At 71.4% G+C, this 18,616-nt stretch carries 13 protein-coding genes; 8 read left to right on the top strand and 5 right to left on the bottom strand.

Translation table 11 applies throughout. The features are described from left to right. Positions 1-30: 30 nt before the first annotated feature. The 4 genes from FHX81_RS09905 to FHX81_RS09890 form a co-directional block, all read right to left on the bottom strand. Positions 31-2,235, bottom strand: coding sequence for a discoidin domain-containing protein (locus FHX81_RS09905; protein WP_141977165.1), 2,205 nt, complete (start codon positions 2,233-2,235; stop codon positions 31-33). Between the two features lie 123 nt (positions 2,236-2,358). Then, positions 2,359-3,402 carry a LacI family DNA-binding transcriptional regulator gene (locus tag FHX81_RS09900; protein WP_141977163.1) on the bottom strand — a complete coding sequence of 348 codons (1,044 nt, stop codon included), beginning with the start codon at positions 3,400-3,402 and terminating at the stop codon, positions 2,359-2,361. A 4-nt stretch (positions 3,403-3,406) separates the two neighbouring features. Beyond that, positions 3,407-5,800, bottom strand: a complete 2,394-nt coding sequence (locus tag FHX81_RS09895; RefSeq protein WP_141977161.1) for a glycoside hydrolase family 3 C-terminal domain-containing protein — start codon at positions 5,798-5,800, stop codon at positions 3,407-3,409. Between the two features lie 150 nt (positions 5,801-5,950). After that, positions 5,951-7,177, bottom strand: a complete 1,227-nt coding sequence (locus FHX81_RS09890) for an ROK family transcriptional regulator (protein WP_141977159.1) — start codon at positions 7,175-7,177, stop codon at positions 5,951-5,953. Between the two features lie 186 nt (positions 7,178-7,363). Between FHX81_RS09890 and FHX81_RS09885 the strand changes: the two genes are divergently transcribed. The 6 genes from FHX81_RS09885 to FHX81_RS09860 are packed head-to-tail and all read left to right on the top strand — an operon-like array spanning position 7,364 to position 14,535. Next, entirely contained in the window at positions 7,364-9,022 is a 1,659-nt protein-coding gene (locus FHX81_RS09885) for an ABC transporter substrate-binding protein (RefSeq protein ID WP_141977157.1), read from the top strand. After that, positions 9,019-10,113 carry an ABC transporter ATP-binding protein gene (locus tag FHX81_RS09880; RefSeq protein ID WP_141977155.1) on the top strand — a complete coding sequence of 365 codons (1,095 nt, stop codon included), beginning with the start codon at positions 9,019-9,021 and terminating at the stop codon, positions 10,111-10,113. Before FHX81_RS09885 ends, FHX81_RS09880 begins: the two co-directional genes overlap by 4 nt. Then, entirely contained in the window at positions 10,110-11,090 is a 981-nt protein-coding gene (locus FHX81_RS09875) for an ABC transporter permease (RefSeq protein ID WP_141977153.1), read from the top strand. Before FHX81_RS09880 ends, FHX81_RS09875 begins: the two co-directional genes overlap by 4 nt. Positions 11,091-11,093: 3 nt before the next feature. Further along, positions 11,094-12,086: an ABC transporter permease gene (locus tag FHX81_RS09870; protein ID WP_141977151.1), complete on the top strand. Its 993-nt coding sequence runs from the start codon at positions 11,094-11,096 to the stop codon at positions 12,084-12,086. Next, the gene (locus FHX81_RS09865) at positions 12,083-13,093 is read left to right on the top strand and encodes an ABC transporter ATP-binding protein (RefSeq protein WP_141977149.1); all 1,011 of its coding nucleotides are present in this window, start codon (positions 12,083-12,085) and stop codon (positions 13,091-13,093) included. The genes FHX81_RS09870 and FHX81_RS09865 overlap by 4 nt, the downstream gene beginning before the upstream one ends. A gap of 41 nt (positions 13,094-13,134) precedes the next feature. Next, positions 13,135-14,535, top strand: a complete 1,401-nt coding sequence (locus tag FHX81_RS09860) for a GH1 family beta-glucosidase (RefSeq protein ID WP_141977147.1) — start codon at positions 13,135-13,137, stop codon at positions 14,533-14,535. 256 nt (positions 14,536-14,791) lie between these two features. Here FHX81_RS09860 and FHX81_RS09855 read toward each other — a convergent pair whose 3' ends face one another. Continuing rightward, positions 14,792-16,927, bottom strand: a complete 2,136-nt coding sequence (locus tag FHX81_RS09855; protein ID WP_141977145.1) for a discoidin domain-containing protein — start codon at positions 16,925-16,927, stop codon at positions 14,792-14,794. Positions 16,928-17,116: 189 nt separating this feature from the next. On the opposite strand from FHX81_RS09855, the gene FHX81_RS09850 reads away from it, so the two are divergent. Both FHX81_RS09850 and FHX81_RS09845 read left to right on the top strand, forming a co-directional pair. After that, a complete protein-coding gene (locus FHX81_RS09850) occupies positions 17,117-18,031 on the top strand; it encodes a DUF1996 domain-containing protein (RefSeq protein ID WP_246107729.1) in 915 nt (304 codons plus the stop codon). Further along, positions 18,028-18,564 (top strand): DUF305 domain-containing protein, encoded by a 537-nt coding sequence (locus FHX81_RS09845; protein WP_141977140.1) that lies wholly within the window; start codon positions 18,028-18,030, stop codon positions 18,562-18,564. Before FHX81_RS09850 ends, FHX81_RS09845 begins: the two co-directional genes overlap by 4 nt. Positions 18,565-18,616: the final 52 nt, after the last annotated feature.

Genomic DNA, 18,616 nt, shown 5'->3' with positions numbered 1-18,616 from the left:
CTCGGCGGGGCGGTTCGACCGCTCACCGCGTCACGGGTAGTTGACGACGTAACGCTGCTGCGTGGCCATGTTCGCCGCGCCTCCGACGCCGTTCACGACGTTGTCGATCGTCCCGACACCGCCGAGCGACACCGTCACCAGGTCGTGCAGGCGCACGCCCGAGCGGTTGGGCACCTCGAAGCCGTTGGCCGTGTGGATGCTCGGGTCGGCCTGGTTGAACGAGTACACGCCCAGGCCCCAGGCCTCGTGCGTGGTGACGTGGTCGGCCACCTTGTACCCGGCCCAGCCCGGCTGGGAGCCGTTCATCCACGCGGCCTGGTTCGGCGGGTCGTACGGCAGCTCGTTCTGGTAGAAGTACGTGCGGCCGCCGTTGCCGTTCCAGATGGTGTTGTACTGCTGGTAGTGCTCGACGAACAACCCGTACGCGGTCACGTTGTCGCCGTTGACGATGACGCCGTTGCGGCCGGTGTTGGCGGTCCAGCCGGTCGGGCCGGTGCCGTGGTCGGCGCGCCACACCCACGTGTGGTCCACGATCACGTTGTCACTGTTGATCTCCAGCGACACCGTGGCCTTGCCAGCCTGGGGACCGCCGACGCGCAGGTACACGTCGTGCATCGAGGTCGGGTTGGTCGCGTGCGAGGCCGACGAGTTCGCCGGGCCGAGCTGGAGCAGCACGGGCGAGTTCTGCACACCGGCGTCGATCAGGAACCCGGCCAGCTTCACGCCGTCCACATCGGACACCGCCATCGCGGCCCTGCCCGTGTCGGGGGACAGCGTCGCCAGGCCCAGGCCGAGCACCACGGTGTTCGGCCGCGTCACGTTGATCGTGTCGGTGAGGCGGTGCACACCCGGCGTCAGCAGGAGGTGCTTGCCCTGCGCCAGCGCCGCGTTGGTCGTCGCCACCGGCGTGCCGGGCTTGACGATGAAGAAGTCGGCCAGCGAGATCGACTGGCCGGCGGGCGCGCCCGCCTCCCAGCTCGTGCCGCGCGAGTTGTGCCGCAGCGCCGGGACGAACACCTTGTACTCGCCGTTCTCGAAGTACAGGAACGGCTTCTCGCGCACGACCGGCGTGGTGTCGACGGTGGTGTGCGACGGGTTCGGGAAGTGCTGCGCGGGCGAGCCGGGCGAGCCGACGAACACCATGTTCCACACCGAGCCGTTCCAACCGCCCGCGAGGTTGCTGTTGCGGGTCAGGAACTGCTGCTGCGAGCCGGACACGGTGACGCCGTCGATCTTGCTGTCCACGATCAGGCCGCCGGACGCCCAGCCGTCGCCGCCGTTCCACAGCTGGACCTGGCCGGACAGGTGCATGCGCCGGTACGACGCGGCCTGCGACACGGCCCACCGCTCGATCTGGCCCGCGGGCAGGTTGACGAACATGTTCTCGGCCTGCCGCCAGAAGTTCTGCGTGGCGTTGCCGAGGTTGTTCGGGTTGTCGCCCTGCTGCAACCAGTCCGCCTCGACGCGCACGTGGCCGTTGAGCCGCACGTCGTCGGGCCGCAGGCCGAGGCCGGCGACCTGGGTGTAGAAGCGGAGGTTGACGTCCGCGTCGTAGACGCCCGGCTTGTAGAGCACGGCGTACCGCTCGGAGCCGAACTGGTTGGTCTTCATCTGGGCGGAGATCTGGTCCAGCCGCGCCTGCATCGCGGCCCGGTCGTAGCCGGGGCCGTACACGAGCACGTTGGGGCCGAAGTCCGGGTTGCGCGGGTCGGTCGGCGGGATCACCACGCCGCCGGTGGTCTCGGTGTTGACTGCCAGCTCCCACAGTGAGTAGCCGTAGCCGGTGGCGCGCGCCGTGCCGTGCACCCGCAGGTAGCGGCCGGAGCCCGTGACGGTCAGGGTCTGCGCGCCGCCGGTGCCGGTGGTGGTCGAGTAGACGGTGTTCCAAGTGGACGCGTTGTCGGACAGCTGCACCTGGAACGCCCGACCGTACGCGGCTTCCCAGGTCAGCACAACGCGGCAGACCTGTTGCGTGGAGCCGAGGTCCACCTGGAGCCACTGCGGGTCGGCGAAGGCGCTGGACCAGCGGGTGCCGGTGTTGCCGTCGACGGCGGCGGCGGCAGGGGTGCCGCCGTTCTCGACGGACGAGGCGGTGGCCGGCCGGTTCAGCGCGGCGTTGGTCGTGCCGCACTCGGCGGCCTGCGCGGACTGGGTGATCACGGGGCTGAGCACCGCGGCCAGGCCGAGTGCCAGCGCGGCGGTCAGGACCCGTGACAGGGAACGGGGAGAGCTCATTGTCCTACCTGACGAGGTAAGGGGCGCGAGAAGGCCCGGAGCTGTGCCTCCGTGGCACCGGAGGCGCTGAGAGAGCGCTCTCTCGGAGCGTAACGCGGATGTCACGACCCCGTCAACGACGGTTCACGCGGACTCGCGCACCACCAGGGAGGGCTCGAAGATGACGGACTTCGGGCGCAGTCCCGGTTCCTCGACGTGGTCCAGCAGCAGCCGGGACATCCCGGCCGCCATGTCCTCCACCGGCTGCCGGACCGTGGTCAACCGCGGTCGGCACGACAGCGCGGGGCTGCTGTCGTCGAAGCCCACCACCGCCACCTCGTCCGGCACGCGCCGGCCGTGCTTCTGCAGCACCAGCAACGCGCCCTGGGCCATCAGGTCGTTCGCCGCGAACACCCCGTCGAGCGTCGGGTGCTCGGCCAGCAGCCGTTCCATCGCGGCCTCGCCGCTGCCGGAGGTGAAGCCGCCCTCGGCGATCGGGACGTACGGGAAACCGTGCCGCGCCATGGCGTCGCGGAACCCGGTCAACCGGTCTTGGGACGCGGGCACGTCCAGCGGCCCGCTGATCGTGGCGACCCGCGTGCAGCCGCGGCGCACCAGGTGGTCGGCGGCGAGCTTCGCGCCCGCCTGGTGGTCGAGGTCGACGTAGCTGATCGGCACCGGGCGGGCGGGCCGGGCGAACAGCACCGCGGGCAGCTCCGCCTGCACCAGCCGGGCGGGCAGCGGGTCCTCGGCGTGGGTGGAGACGAGCAGCGCGCCGTCCGCACTGCCCTGCCGCAGGAACGACAGCACGTCCTCGCGGGCGGCCTCGGTGTCGGCGACCATCAGCACCGGGTGCACGCCGCGCGTGCGCAGGGAACCGAGCACACCGCTGGCCACGCGACCGAAGAACGGGTCGGAGAACACGCGGGTCGCGAACGCGTCCTCGGCGCCGGGGTCGCCCGCGCCCGAGACGACCAGCGCGATCGTCCCGGCCCGCTTGGTCACCAGCGACCGCGCCGCCCGGTTGGGCGCGTACCCGGTCTGGTCGATGGCCGCGCGCACGACCTCCTGGATGCGGCGGTCGACGTTGCGGGTGCCGTTGATGACCCGGGAGACCGTCGCGCGGGACACGCCGGCGACCCGCGCCACGTCTTCCAACGTCGGCGGGGCCGTCGGCGGTCTGCTCATGCGGTCATTCTGCCACGTGTGGAGAGCGCTCTCCGAGGGTGAGGGGAGTGTCGCCCGCCGACCGCCCGACCAGGAGGGTGAACACCCCGGGCTCGGTGGCCCACCCGTCCGCCGTCCAGTGCTGGTAGGCCCGCGCCGGCACCTCCACGTCGACCTCGACCGCGTCACCCGGCCCGGCGGACGCGACGGCCCAGCCGCCCAGCCAGCGCGCGGGCCGTTCGACGGCGCTGTCCGGCCGCGTCACGTACACCTGCACGACCTCGCGCCCGGCCCGGTCGCCGGTGTTGCGCACGCGCACCCGCACGCCCGACCCGGTGGCCGTGACCTGCTCGTACGCCCAGGTCGTGTAACCGAGGCCGTGGCCGAACCAGTAGGCCGGGCGCGCGTCGGACCGGTGCCACGCGCGGTAGCCGACGTGCAGGCCCTCGTCGTACCGCAGCACGCCGCGGTCGGGCACGACGTTCGACACGGGCACGTCGTCACCGCGCGCGGCCCACGTCGTGGGGAGCCTGCCGCCCGGCTCGCGGGCGCCGAACAGCACGTCGGCCAGCCCGTGCCCGGCTTCCTGGCCCGGGAACCACGTCAGCAGCACCGCCGCCACCTCGTCGCGCCACGGCAGCTCGACCGGTCCGCCCGAGTTGACCACGACCACGGTCCGCTCGTTCACCGCGCGGACCGCCCGCACCAGCTCGTCCTGGCGCCCGGGCAGAGCCAGTGACGTGCGGTCGAAGCCCTCGCTCTCGATCTCGTCCGTGGTGCCGACCACGACCACCGCGACGTCGCTGACGCGGGCCATCCCGACGGCGCGGGCCAGCTCGTCGGCGTCGCTCAGACGGGGCGGGTCGGCGGCCAGGACGGTCGCCGTGCCGGTGTGCTCGCGCAGCTCGCGGCGTGCGACGAGGTCCACCGTCGTGCCCGCTGCCAGGTGCGCGGACGCCTGCCGGTACGGCGGGGTGAGGTGGATGACGGCCGGGTCGTCGGTGTCCAGCGGCACGTCCTCGTCCACCAGCCGCTCGCCGTCCACGTCGAGCGTGAGGCGGCCGAAGCCCGCCACGGAGAGCGTCCAGTCGCCGGTGACGTCCGCGGTCAGCCTGCCGTGCACCTCGATGGTGCGCGCGCCGTCGACCAGCGGAACCTCCAGGACGCGGCCGAGGAACCGGTGCTCGGCGGTCAGCTCCGCGCCGTCGGCGTCGAGCACGCGGACCAGCACGCCGGGCTCGCCGTGGTGCGGGTGGCGGGCGTTGGCGGTGGTCAGGGGCGCGGGTCGGTCCGCGAGCCGGACGCCGGGCGCGTGCACGACCTCGGCGACCTCCGCCAGGCCGTCCACGAAGGACACCACCGACTCGGGGTAGACGCCCGCGCTGCCGCCGCCCTGGATGCGGGCGGTGGCGGCGTTGGGGCCGAGGACGGCGACCTTCACGCCGGGGGACAGCGGAAGGGTGCCGTCGTTGCGCAGCAGCACGGTGCTCGCCGCGACGGCTTCGCGCAGCAGCTCGTGCGGCGCGGCGCCTTCGACCTCCTTCGGCTCGGGCTCCGGGGTCGAGCCGTCGAGCGCGCCGACCCTGGCGGCCAACCGGAGCAGCCGCTCGACCTTCAGGTCCAGCGCGCTCTCCGGCACCTCGCCGCTGCCGACCGCGGCGACCAGGTCGTTCCACGGGCTCTCCGGGCCGGGCATGGCCAGGTCCTGGGCGGCGTTCGCGGACGCCGCGGTGGACCGGATCGCGCCCCAGTCGGAGACCACCAGGCCGTCGAAGCCCCAGGAGCCCTTCAGCGGTTCCGCCAGCAGCGGGCTCTCCGACATGGTGGTGCCGTTCACGCCGTTGTAGGCCGACATCACCACCCACACCCCGGCGCGGACGGCCGCCTCGAATGGGGCCAGGTAGACCTCGTGGAGCGTGCGGTCGTCCACGTCGACGTCCAGGGTCATGCGCTCGGTCTCGGAGTCGTTGGCCACGTAGTGCTTCGCGGTGGCCGCGACACCCCCGCTCTGCACGCCGGTGATGTAGGCCGCGCCGATGCGCCCGGTGAGCAGGGGGTCTTCGGAGAAGCACTCGAAGTGCCGCCCGGCGAACGGCGACCGGTGCAGGTTGAGCGTGGGTGCGAGCAGCACGTCCACGCCCTTGCGCCGCGCCTCGGCCGCCAGCAGCACGCCCAGCCGGCGCACCAGGTCGACGTCCCAGGTGGCGGCCAGCGCGGTGGGGGAGGGCAGGGCCAGCGACGTGCTGCGCTCGTCCCAGCCCTGGCCGCGCACCCCGATCGGCCCGTCGGACACCACGATCGACCGCAGCCCGATGTCCGGCTCGTCGTGCGTCCGCCAGACCGTGGCGCCGGTCAGCAGCCGAACCTTGCGCGCCACGTCCACCTTGCCGACCAGCAATCCCGACTCCGGTTCGCCCACACCTGACCCCTTGCCTCGGAGAGCGCTCTCCCGCTCAGCGTCGGCCCCGGCGACCCGTGCTGTCAACCACCCGAGCGTTGAACTCACGGGACCTGAGCGTTCGACACGCGGGACCTGAGCGTTCGACACACGCGTGGGTTCAACGCCCGGTCAGGCGATGTCGGCGCGCGGTGCCTGCTTGCGGGGGTCGGCCGCGCGGTCCAGGAGGGCGGCGACGGGGAGGGTGGCGGCGCCGACGGCGACCGCGTCCGGGCCCAGCCGGCCCAGTTCGATCGAGATCTGCTCGTACGGGTGGCGCAACGCGTGCGCCCGGGTGGCCGCGACGATCCGGTCGAGCTGGTGCGCGCCCAGCGCCAGCCCGGCCCACCCGCCGAGCACGATCCGCTCCGGGTTGAACAGGTTCACCAGGTTCGCGATGCCCGCGCCCAGGAAGCCGGCGGTCTCCTCCAGCACGCGCGCGGCCGTCTTCGACCGGGGCGCGGAGTCGATCAGCGCGGCCACGGTCGACTGCTCGTCACCCGCGGGCAGCTCACGGCCCCGGGCCTTGCGGTACCGGTCGAGGATGCCCTCGGCGCCCACGTAGGCCTCCAGGCACCCCAGAGCGCCGCACCGGCACGGCCGACCGCCGTAGACGATGGTCGTGTGCCCCCACTCGCCGGCCGAGCTGGTCGCGCCCCGGTACACCCCGCCGTCGGTCACCACCGCCGCGCCGACACCGGACCCGATGAGCACTATCACCACGTGCCTGGCGCCGCGGCCGGCGCCGAACCACATCTCCGCCTGGCCCTGCGTCTTCGCGCCGTTCTCCACGTACAGCGGCCACGCCGACTCCGACGCCGAGGCGACCAGCTCCTCCAGCCGCACGCCGTCCCACCCGATGGTGGGGGCGTGCACGACCGCGGTCGTGCCCTGCTCGACCGTCCCGGGCACGCCGATGCCCACGCCGAGCACGGTGGACGCCGCGACGCCCGCCGACGCGACCACGTCCCGCACGGACGAGGCGATCAGCGAGGCGACGGCGGCGGGCGAGGACGACGACAGGGCGTGGTCGCGGGCGGCGAGCTGGGTCAGCGACAGGTCGAACAGCTCGACCTTGATCCCGGTCTCGCCGACGTCCACCCCGACGACGTGCCCGAACGCCGGGTTGGCCCGCAGCAGCACCCGCGGCCGGCCGCCGTCGGAGTCCACCGACCCGGCCTCCACCACGAGCCCGTCGTCGACCAGCTCGCCGGTCACGTTGGACACCGTCGCCGCCGACAGCCCGGACAGCCGGGACAGCTCGTGCCGGCTCAGGGGACCGTCGAAGAACAGCGTCGACAGCAGCGTCGACCGGTTCTGCCGACGCAGGTCGCGGACGGTGGTGCGCTTCGGTGCCACACCACGGACCTTAGTTTGCGACTTAAAATTAGCCTAAGTTTGTAACCTGTTCGTGATTGACGTGACTTGGCTCACCGGGGTTGAGTCTGCAACGACACGAGGACGCCTCCGGGCGTCCCAGCCGCGATGGCACGCGCGGCCCGCACTACGAGCGCTCGCCCTTCCCCCGCCCGACAAGGAGAACCCATGCGACTCAGGCGAACGTCCGCCCTCGCCGTCGCGGCTGCACTGCTGTTCTCGGCCGCCTGTTCCACCACGAACCCCGGTGCGAACAGCACGAACGAAGGCGTGCTGAACGTGGGCATGCCGAACGGCCCGCAGACCGAGAACAACAACCCGTTCCTCAACACGTCCGCGGCCAGCTCGCTGGGCTACCGCCGGCTGATCTTCGAGCCGCTGGCGATGGTCAACGAGACCAAGCCCGCGGACAAGCCCAAGCCGTGGCTGGCCACGGAGTGGGAGTGGTCGGACAACTACCACAAGTTGAGCCTGACCATCCGCGACGGCGCGACGTGGTCCGACGGCAAGCCGCTGACCGCCGAGGACGTGGCGTTCACCTTCGAGCTGCTGAAGAAGAACCCCGGCCTGAACGTCGACTCCGTGCCCTACGACGTGGTCTCGTCCTCCGGCAACAAGGTCGACGTCGGCTTCCCCAAGTCGCAGTTCGTCAACCAGAAGAAGATCCTCGAGCAGCTGATCGTGCCCAAGCACGTCTGGTCCACGATCGCCAACCCCAGCACGGACGCCGTCAAGACCCCGGTCGGCAGCGGCCCGTACACCCTCAAGTCGTTCACGCCGCAGACCGTGACGCTGACCGTGCGCGACTCGTACTGGCAGGAGCTGCCGAAGGTCAAGGAGGTCCGGTACACCTCCTACAGCGACAACAACGCGCAGACCACCGCGCTGGCGACCGGCGCGGCCGAGTGGAGCTTCGTGTTCATCCCGAACTACGAGGCCGTCTACACCTCCAAGGACCCCGAGCACTACAAGCTCTACTTCCCGCCGGTGCTCGGCATCCACGGCCTGTGGTTCAACACGAAGGTCGCGCCGTGGGACAACCCGGCCCTGCGCCGCGCGGTGAACATGGTGATCAACCGCGACGACATCTTCATGCAGGGTGAGGCGGGGTACTTCTACCCTAAGGTCGACAACATCACCGGCATCCCGACGCCCGCCGGCGACTCCTACATCGCGCCCGAGTTCCAGGGCAAGATCGTCACCGTCGACGTCGAGGCCGCGAAGAAGGAGCTGACCTCGGCCGGCTTCACCTTCGACGGCGACAAGCTCAAGGACCCGTCGGGTCAGCCCGTCACGCTGAAGATGACCGTGCCGTCCGGCTGGTCGGACTACGTGACGAACCTGGAGATCATCAAGGACAACGTGTCCAAGATCGGCATCGAGGCCACGGTCGACCTGCCGAACGCCGACGCCTGGAGCAAGGCGCTGGACACCGGTGACTTCCAGGCCGCGCTGCACTGGACCAACAACGGTCCGACGCCGTACGACATCTACGAGAACATCATGAACGGCGCGCTGTTCAAGCCGATCGGCGAGGGCGGCATCAACGGCAACTACGGCCGTTACGAGAACCCCGAGGCCACGGCGCTGCTCACCGAGTACGCCAACGCCGCCGACGACACCGCCCGCAACGCGGCGCTGCACAAGCTCCAGCAGATCTTCGTGCGGGACATGCCGGTCGCCATCACCTCCGCGGCCAACGCGGGCGGCCAGTACAGCACCAAGAACTGGGAGGGCTGGCCGGACCAGACCAACCAGTACGCGCCGCTGCAGCCCACGCTGGAGAACGCGCTCGACGTCGTCCTGCACCTGAAGCCGGCCGCATGACGACGAGCACCGCACCGTCGGCCTCCGGGACCACTGAAGTGGTCCTGGAGGCCGATGGCCTGACCAAGCACTTCCCGGTCCGCAAGCGCGGGCGAGAGCTGCTGTCGCGGGCCACGCGCTCGGTGCGCGCGGTCGAGGACGTGACGCTCCGGCTGCACCGCGGCCGGGTCACCGCGCTGGTCGGCGAGTCCGGTTCGGGCAAGTCGACGGTGGCCCGGCTGCTGGCGCAGCTCTACCCCCGGACCTCCGGGGAGATCCGGCTGCACGGCGAGCCCGTGCGGACCAAGGGCGGCAGGCGCTTCCGGGCGTACAGCAAGCGCGTGCAGATGATCTTCCAGGACCCGTTCGCGTCGCTGAACCCCGTGCACACCGTGCGCTACCACCTGACCCGCGCGTTGAAGATCCACGGCAACGCGGGCAAGACGCCGCAGGAGCTGGAGGAGGCGCTGGCCGCCCTGCTCACCCGCGTGCAGCTCACCCCGCCCGAGCGGTACGTGGACAAGTTCCCGCACGAGCTGTCCGGCGGCCAGCGGCAGCGCGTGGCCATCGCCCGCGCCCTCGGCGCGGACCCCGAGGCGCTGCTGGCCGACGAGCCGGTGTCCATGCTGGACGTCTCCATCCGGCTCGGCGTGCTGAACCTGCTGCGGGACCTCAAGGAACGCCTGCACCTGGCGATCCTCTACATCACCCACGACATCGCGTCGGCCCGCTACTTCGCCGACGAGACGTTCGTGATGTACGCCGGCCGGGTGGTCGAGGGCGGCGACAGCGAGACCGTCACCCAGCGGCCCGCCCACCCGTACACCCAACTGCTGATCGACTCGGCGCCCGACCCCGACCGGCCCGCCGTGCAGGAGAAGGACGGCGGCACGGGCGAGCCGCCGTCGCTGATCAACCCGCCCGAGGGCTGCCGCTTCAACCCGCGCTGCCCGCACGCCATGAAGGTGTGCGCGGAGAAGGTCCCGCCGCGGTTCGCCATCAGCGACGGTGAGGGGCACTTCGCCGCGTGCTGGCTCTACGGCGACGACCTGTCCGACGGCGACAAGGTCAAGCTCCGCGTCGTCGAGGTGACGCACGGGGAGGCGCCGTGAGCTACCTCCTCAAGCGGATCGCGTTCTACCTGTTCACCGCGTGGGCCGCGATCACCATCAACTTCTTCATCCCGCGCGCCATCCCCGGCGACCCGGTGCAGGCGCTGATCACCCGGTCGCGCGGCCAGATGACCAGCGACGCCGTGCAGTCGCTGTACGTGCTGTTCGGGCTGGACAAGGACGCGAGCCTGGTCGAGCAGTACTTCACCTACCTCGGTCAGCTGCTCAGCGGCGACCTCGGCCTGTCGTTCACCTACTTCCCGTCCCCGGTGTCGCAGGTCATCGGCGACGGCCTGCCCTGGACGATGGGCCTGGTCGGCATCACGACCGTGCTCGGCTTCGCGATCGGCACGGCCCTGGGCACGGGCATCGGCTGGCGGCGCGGCTCGTGGGCCGACGCGCTGATCCCGGTGACCACGTTCGTGTCGTCCATCCCGTACTTCTGGCTCGGCCTGATCGCCATCGCGCTGCTGACCGGCCCGGACAGCTTCTTCCCGGCCTCCGGCGCCTACGACAACGGCCTGGTGCCCAACCCGGACCTGGAGTTCATCGGCAGCGTGCTGCGGCACGGCATCCTGCCCGCGTTCACCATCCTGATCTCGTCCATGGCGGGCTGGATCCTGTCCATGCGCAACATGATGGTCACGGTGGCCTCCGAGGACTACGTGACCGTCGCGCACGCCAAGGGCCTGTCCGACCGGCGGGTGATGGTGTCCTACGCGGCGCGCAACGCGCTGCTGCCCAACGTCTCCGGGTTCGCGCTGTCGCTCGGCTTCATCGTCGGCGGCACGCTGCTGGTGGAGATCGTGTTCTCCTACCCGGGCCTGGGCCTGCAGCTGTTCCAGGCCGTCGGCGCCAAGGACTACCCGCTCATGCAGGGCATCTTCCTGATCATCACGCTGTCCGTGCTGCTGGCGAACTTCCTCGCCGACGTGGCCTACCTCGCGCTCGACCCGCGCACCCGACGGGAGGGCTGAGCAGTGACCGTGGTACCCACCACCGGGACGGCGACCCCGGCCGCGGCGCCGGTGAAGCGCCGCAGGCTGCGGTTCGTGGCCAACCCCAAGGCCACCACCGGCCTGGCCATCCTGGGCTTCTTCGCCCTGCTCGCGATCGTCGGGCCGTGGATCGCGCCGTACGACCCGTCGGGGCGCGGCAACGACCTCCTCCAGGGCCCGTCGGCCGCGCACTGGTTCGGCACCACCCACCTCGGCCAGGACATCTTCAGCCAGGTCGTGGTCGGCACGCGCAGCGTCATCGTGGTCGGCTTCGTCGCGGGCCTCGTGGCGACGATCCTGTCGGTCCTGGTCGGCGTCACGTCCGGCTACCTCTCCGGCGCGGGCAGCGAGGTGCTCTCCGCGCTGTCCAACGTGTTCCTGGTGCTCCCGGCGCTGCCGTTGATGATCATCATCACGTCGACGCTGCCGGAGACGAGCACGCTCACCATCGCGCTGCTCATCGGCTTCACGTCGTGGGCGTGGGGGGCGCGCGTGCTGCGGGCGCAAACGCTCTCGTTGCGCGGCCGCGACTACGTGGAGGCCGCGCGGGCGACCGGCGAGAAGACCTGGCGGATCATCCTGTTCGAGATCCTGCCCAACCTCACCGCGGTCATCGCCTCCGGTTTCGTCGGCACGGTCATCTTCGCGGTGACGCTGGAGATCACGCTGGCGTTCATCGGCGTCGGCGCGGGCGGCGACTGGAACTGGGGCACCGTCCTGTACTGGGCGCAGAGCCAGCAGGCCCTCGCCCAGGGCGCGTGGTGGTGGTTCGTGCCCGCGGGCCTGGCCATCGCGCTCCTGGGCACCGCGCTGTCGCTCGTGAACTTCGGCATCGACGAGTTCGTCAGCCCGCGGCTGCGCGGCGGTGGCAAGACCAGCGTCAAGACCGCCGACGGCCACACGGTCCGGATGCGGGTCGGCTTCACGCCGGTGCTCGCGACGAAGCCCGGGTCCGAGGGAAGGGAGACGCCGTGACCGACGCGGTGCTGGAGGTCCGCGGCCTCAACGTGGACTACGGCTTGGGCGACGACGCCGTGCGCGCCGTCCGCGACGTCGACCTCACCCTCTACCGGGGCGAAGTCCTGGGCCTGGCGGGGGAGAGCGGCAGCGGCAAGTCGACCCTGGCCTACGGCCTGACCAGGCTCCTCCCACCACCGGGCGTGATCTCGGGCGGCGAGGTGCTCTACCACCCCGACGGCGGCGACCCGGTCGACGTGCTCCGGATGGACCACGCCGCGCTGCGGCGGTTCCGCTGGGCCGAGACCGCGATCGTGTTCCAGGGCGCGATGAACTCGCTCAACCCGGTGCACCGGATCTCCACCCAGCTCACCGACGTGATCAAGGCGCACGACCCGCGCAGCAGCAGCGCGTCGCGCCTGGCACGCGCCCGTGAGCTGCTGCACCTGGTCGGCATCTCCGCCGACCGGCTGGAGAGCTACCCGCACCAGCTCTCCGGCGGCATGCGGCAGCGCGTGATGATCGGCATGGCGCTCGCGCTGGAGCCGAAGGTCGTCATCATGGACGAGCCGACCACCGCGCTGGACGTGGTGGTGCAGCGGCAGATCCTGCGCCAGCTCGTGGAGCTGCGCGAGCGGCTCGGGTTCTCGGTCGTGTTCATCACCCACGACCTGTCCCTGCTGGTCGAGTTCTCCGACCGGATCGCCATCATGTACGGAGGGCGCATCGTGGAGCAGGCAAACGCCGCCGACCTCTACCGCGACCCGCTGCACCCCTACAGCCACGGCCTGCTCAACTCGTTCCCCGCGCTGCGGGGCCCGAAGCGCGAGCTGACCGGCATCCCCGGCTCACCGCCGGACCTGCGGTCGATGCCCTCCGGCTGCTCCTTCCACCCACGTTGTCCGCACGCGATGGAGCGCTGCGGTGTGGAGGTCCCGGTCCTCGGCGTCCCGGTCGCCCGCAGCGACCGCGCCGACCGCACCGCGGCCTGCTGGCTGCACCCCGTTCACGACGACGGGCTCTGACCCCGTTCACGACAACGGGATCCGAACTCCAGAGGAGATCAATGGACACCACGGCGCCGACCGTCGGGCTCGACCCCGCGATCGACACCCTGCCCGCCTCGTTCCGCTGGGGCGTGGCGACCTCCGCGTACCAGATCGAGGGGGCGTACGAAGAAGACGGTCGCGGACCGTCCATCTGGGACACTTATTGCCGGACGCCCGGCATGGTGCACAACGGCGACAACGGTGACGTCGCGTGCGACCACTACCACCGCATGCCCGAGGACGTCGCGCTGATCGGCTCGCTCGGCGTGGACACCTACCGGTTCTCCGTCGCCTGGCCCCGCGTGCAGCCGGGGGGCAAGGGCCCGGTCAACGCGCCCGGCATGGCGTTCTACGACCGGCTGGTGGACGAGCTGCTCGGCAAGGGCATCACCCCGTGGGTCACGCTGTACCACTGGGACCTGCCGCAGGAGCTGGAGGACGCGGGCGGCTGGCCGGTGCGCGACACCGCCTACCGGTTCGCCGACTACTCGATGCTGGTGTTCGACGCGCTGTCGGACCGGGTGCGCCACTGGACCACGCTCAACGAGCCGTGGTGCTCGGCGATGCTGGGCTACTACGAGGGCCGGCAGGCGCCGGGCAGGCAGGACTTCGGGGCGGCCATCCACGCCGTGCACCACCTGCTGCTCGGCCACGGCCTGGCGACGCAGCGGATGCGCGAGGCGGCCAAGGAGCCGATGGAGTTCGGCATCACGCTGAACATGAGCCACGCCAGTCCCGCCACCGACAGCGAGGCCGACCACGACGCCGCCCGCCGGGCCGACGGCCTGTCCCGGCGGATCTACCTCGACCCGCTGGTGCGCGGCCACTACCCGGCCGACGTGGTGGCGGACCTGGCCGCGCGCGGGGTGGAGATCCCCGAGGAGCCGGGCGACCTGGAGATCATCAAGCAGCCGATCGACGTGCTGGGCGTGAACTACTACTCCAGCTCGAAGTTCACCGGCGTGGACGAGGACGGCAACACGGCCGACGCCGACGGCGTGCCGGTGTGCCGGGAGGTCCGCTACGGCCGCCCGGTGACCGCGATGGACTGGGAGATCGTGCCCGAGGGCTTCACCAACCTGCTGGTGCAGATCGGTGAGGAGTACCCGGGCGTGCCGATGGTGATCACGGAGAACGGCGCGGCGTTCGACGACGAGGCCGACGACACCGGCTTCGTGCGCGACGACGACCGCACGGCCTACCTGGAGTCGCACATCGCGGCCGTCGCCAAGGCCCGCACGGCGGGGGCGGACGTGCGCGGCTACTTCGCGTGGTCGCTCATGGACAACTTCGAGTGGTCCTACGGCTACGACAAGCGCTTCGGCCTGGTGCACGTGGACTACGACACCCAGGTCCGCACCTTGAAGAGCAGCGCGCTGTGGTACCGGGACACGATTCGCCGCGTCCGCGGCAGTTGACCGCCCGGCCGGGGGCGTGCCGGGGGATTCCTCCGGCACGCCCCGCGGCCGGGCTCCGTCACCGGAGTGGCCGCACCCGGTGACGCGACGGCCGGAGGGCCGGAGGGACGCGCTCCCCCCGGCCCTCCGGTCTTGCCGATCGCCGTCGGTGCGGCCACCACGACGTCGCCCGAGGTGGTGTGGTGTGGTCGCTTCCGGTGGTGCGAAGGCCGAAGGGCCGGGGGATGTGCTCCCACCGGCCCTCCCGCGCGTTCACTCAGCGCCGGTAGACGCCGAACTCGTAGAGCGAGTAACCCCACCCCGTGCCCCGCTGCGTGGCGTGCAGCCGCACGTACCGGCCCGTCGCCGTGACGTCGATCGAGTCGACGCCTCCGTTGCCCGTGGTGGTGCCGTGCACCGAGCGCCAGGTCGTCCCGTCGTCGGACACCTGGATCTCGTACGCCCGCCCGTACGCCCCCTCCCACACGAGCTGCACGTGCTGGAACGTCGTCACCGCGCCGAGGTCGACCCGCAGCCACTGCGGGTCGGACCAGTCGGTGGCCCAGCGCGAGCCCGCGTTGCCGTCCACCGCGTTCGACGGCGGGAACGGCGCGCCGTCGCCCACCTGCTGGTAGGACGACGCCGTGACGGGCTTGTTCAGCGCCACGTTCACCCCCGCCGGCTGCGGCGCGACCACGCGCACCGACTTCGTCTCGATGCCGATGTTGCCTCGCCCGTCCTCGGCCATCACGTACACCTTCCACACGCCGAGCCGGTCCGGCGCGGTGACGGTCAGGCGGTTGCCGTCGACCTGGACGGGTGTGAAGCCGAGACCGCCGCTGTTGTCGATGTACTTGCTGTTGAACGCCGCCGACCAGGTGATCGGGTCGCCGTTCGGGTCGCTCACCGCCACCTCGACGGCCAGCCGCGCGCCCGCCGGGACGCTGGTGGGCAGGGTCATCGCGGTGATCACCGGCGGGGTGTTGGCCGGCGTCGCGCCGCCGAACGCCCGCTGCACCGCGTAGAACGAGAGCCGCTTCTTGCCCGCCGGGGTCAGGTTGAACCACACCCCGCCGAAGTCGTACTCCGTGCCGTAGTGGAACAACGTGCCGCCGAACGACACCCCGGTGTGCCCGGTGATGCAGTTCCACGCCCGCGTGTAGCCGTCCCGCTTCTGCACGTCCGTCGGCTCGCTCGGCACCCCGTTGACGTCGTTGGGCACCTCCCACTCGCCGGCCGGGCCCGCCTCGGTGAGGATGTACGGCTTGGTGTGGCCGCCGTTGATCCAGTCCTGCCGCACCTGGCACACGTTGCCGTAGGAGTTCACCGAGTACAGGTCCAGGTCGGGCGCGTGCGCCTTGAGGTAGGCCCACGCACCGGTCCACGCGTCGGTGTTGGTGACCGGGTGGTTGGTGTCGATGGCGTGGATGGCGCGCGCGGCCTCGTTGACGTACTTGGCGTACGCGACCCGCTGGTTCTCCAGCTCCGTCCCGGAGTAGCAGTTCTGCAGGCCCAGGATGGACTCGTTGCCGACGTTCCACATGAGCACGCCGGGGTGGTCCTTGTAGGTGGTCACCCACTGCCGGATCGTGTTCAGCATGTCGGTCTTGTAGGTGGTGTCGGTGACGTAGTTGACGCAGCCGCCGGAGCCGGGGCCGCCACCGGGCTGCAACCAGAACCCGTTCATCACCCTGATGCCGTTGGCCGCGGCGGCGTCCAGCAGCGGTTTGGTGGAGCCGTCGGTGCCCCAGGTGCGCAGGGTGTTGACGCCCATGGACTTCAGCTCCGGCATGTACCGGGCCGCGTCCGCCGCCGGCGGTCCCCAGGTGAGGCCCTTCACCGTCCACGGCTGACCGTCCACCATGAGCTGCCAGTTCCCCTGGGAACCGGTGACGCGCACGCCCGTGCCGGGCTGCGGGTTGGTGCCCTGCGTGCCGAAGACCCGGAACTCCCACAACGAGTAGCCGTAGCCGTTGGCGCGCTGCGTGCCGTGCACGCGGACGTACCGACCGGAGCCCGTGACGTCGAAGCCCTGCCTGCCGCCCGTGCCGGACGTCGTGGTGTGCACGGTGGTCCAGGCGTTGCCGTCGGCGGAGACCTGGAGCTGGAACGAGGTGGCGTACGCGGCTTCCCAGTCGAGTTCGACGCGGCTGAGGGTCGAGGTGGCACCCAGGTCCACCCGCAGCCACTGGGGGTCGCTCCACGCGCTGGCCCACCGGGTGCCCGCGTTGCCGTCCACGGCCGCCGACGCGGGGGTGCCCGCGCCCTCGGTCGAGGACGCCGTGGCGGGCTTGCCCTGGGACAGCAGCACGGGCGCGGCCTGCGCGGTGCCCGGGACCGCGGCGAGGGCTATGAGGACAGCGAACCCCAGAAGTGCGGCCAACGCCGTGCTGGCGGATCGGAGGCGGTACATGGCGTCTCCTGCCGGATTGTCGGATCGAGGTGCGGGAGAGCGCTCTCTCAACCCGGCTCGAAGTGTTACGAACCGACTACGGATCTGTCAATGACCCGCCCCTTGACACGGTGGTGGCGCACCGGGCAACCTCAGTTCGGAGAGCGCTCTCCCAGCCGTCACGTCCCGCACGTCGGCAGGAGGACAAAGGTGTCCCGAAAACTCCGCGCGTCGGTCGCCCTGGCAGCGGCCGGCCTCCTCGCGTCCACCCTCGCGGTGGCCGCCCACCCGGCCCAGGCCGACGACCTGGTCACCCACCACGAGTTCCAGGCCAACTGCTCGGTCACCGTGCACCGGCCCGACGACCCGATCGTCTCGCCGGGGTTGCCGGGCGCGTCCCACATGCACACGTTCCTGGGCAACAACTCCGTCAACGCGAGCAGCACCAACGCGTCCTTGAAGAACGGGCAGACCAACTGCAAGACCCCGGACGACAAGTCGGCGTACTGGTTCCCCTCGCTCTACAACGGCGACCAACTCGTCGTGCCCGACTTCCCGCAGGTGATCTACTACAAGTCCGGCATCCTGAAGTACCAGGAGGTCCGGTCCTTCCCGGCCGGCATCCGGTTCGTGGTCGGCAGCCCCACGGCCACGCAGGACCAGTTCCGCACCGCGCCGGGCGCGGTCGAGGGCTGGGAGTGCGGCAACAGCGCGCACAACTGGGACTTCCCGTCGTACTGCCCGCCGGGCAGCCAGCTCAACATCCGCTACCAGGCGCCGAGTTGCTGGAACGGGCGCGACCTCGACTCGGCCGACCACCGGTCGCACATGGCCTACCCGGACCGCGCGACGCTGGTCTGCCCCACCACGCACCCGGTGCCCGTGCCGATGCTGGAGTTCAAGATCGCGTTCCCGGTGTCGGGTGACATGTCGCGCGTGCGGCTGTCCAGCGGGCGCGGGTACACCTGGCACTACGACTTCATGAACGCGTGGGACGGCCCCACGTTGCAGGCGCTGGTCAGCCACTGCGTCAACGGCGGCCTCCAGTGCGACCCGCGCGGGTACGACCAGTACAAGCCGCACCGGGGCGCCGCCCTCGGGCCGGACTACCGGCTGCCGCGGTGACCACGACACCGGCCACCCCGGGGCGCCTGCGGGCGCTCTGGGGTGCCACCCTGCTGGTCCTGGCCGCCTGCGCACCGGCCACGGTCCCGTCCCCGGAGCCGGCCGCGTCGCCGTTCAACGCCACCGACACCGCCTGGATCCAGCTCATGATCCCGATGAACGAGCAGCTCCTGCCCGCCCTGGACCTGGCGACGCCCGAACTGGCGCCGTTCGCGGCGGAGTTGAAGACCTCGCACGGGCGGGAGTTGGCCGCGCTCAAGCGGTTGCGCGACCGCGCGGCGCTGCCGGAGGAGAACGTGCACGCGGGCCACCAGATGCCGGGGCTGGTGTCGGAGGCGGACCTGGCGGGACTGCGCCTGGACCCGTCCGGCCTGCCCGCGAAGCTGCGCGAGCACCTGGAGCAGTCGGCGTTGCTGGCGCGCGGCGAGCAGGACAGCGGCGCGGACCGGGAGACCCGCGACCTGGCCGCGTCGATCGCCGCCGCCCGCGCCGACCAGAGCACGCGACTGGGCGCGTTCGCCTTCGCCGGGTGACGGCGGGGGAGGAGGATGGCGGGAGGCGGCGGAAGCACGGCGCGGTCCACCG

The sequence above is a fragment of the Saccharothrix saharensis genome (genome assembly GCF_006716745.1).
GTDB lineage: Bacteria > Actinomycetota > Actinomycetes > Mycobacteriales > Pseudonocardiaceae > Actinosynnema > Actinosynnema saharense.
The sequence above is the reverse complement of the archived record's forward strand: the minus strand, read 5'-3'. Positions and strand labels throughout refer to the sequence as shown.

Excerpts from the sequence above, each read along its gene's own strand:
- FHX81_RS09905 (WP_141977165.1), bottom strand. The coding sequence starts at position 2,235 with ATGAGCTCTCCCCGTTCCCTGTCACGGGTCCTGACCGCCGCGCTGGCA.
- FHX81_RS09900 (WP_141977163.1), bottom strand. The coding sequence starts at position 3,402 with ATGAGCAGACCGCCGACGGCCCCGCCGACGTTGGAAGACGTGGCGCGG.
- FHX81_RS09885 (WP_141977157.1), top strand. The coding sequence starts at position 7,364 with ATGCGACTCAGGCGAACGTCCGCCCTCGCCGTCGCGGCTGCACTGCTG.
- FHX81_RS09880 (WP_141977155.1), top strand. The coding sequence starts at position 9,019 with ATGACGACGAGCACCGCACCGTCGGCCTCCGGGACCACTGAAGTGGTC.
- FHX81_RS09860 (WP_141977147.1), top strand. The coding sequence starts at position 13,135 with ATGGACACCACGGCGCCGACCGTCGGGCTCGACCCCGCGATCGACACC.
- FHX81_RS09855 (WP_141977145.1), bottom strand. The coding sequence starts at position 16,927 with ATGTACCGCCTCCGATCCGCCAGCACGGCGTTGGCCGCACTTCTGGGG.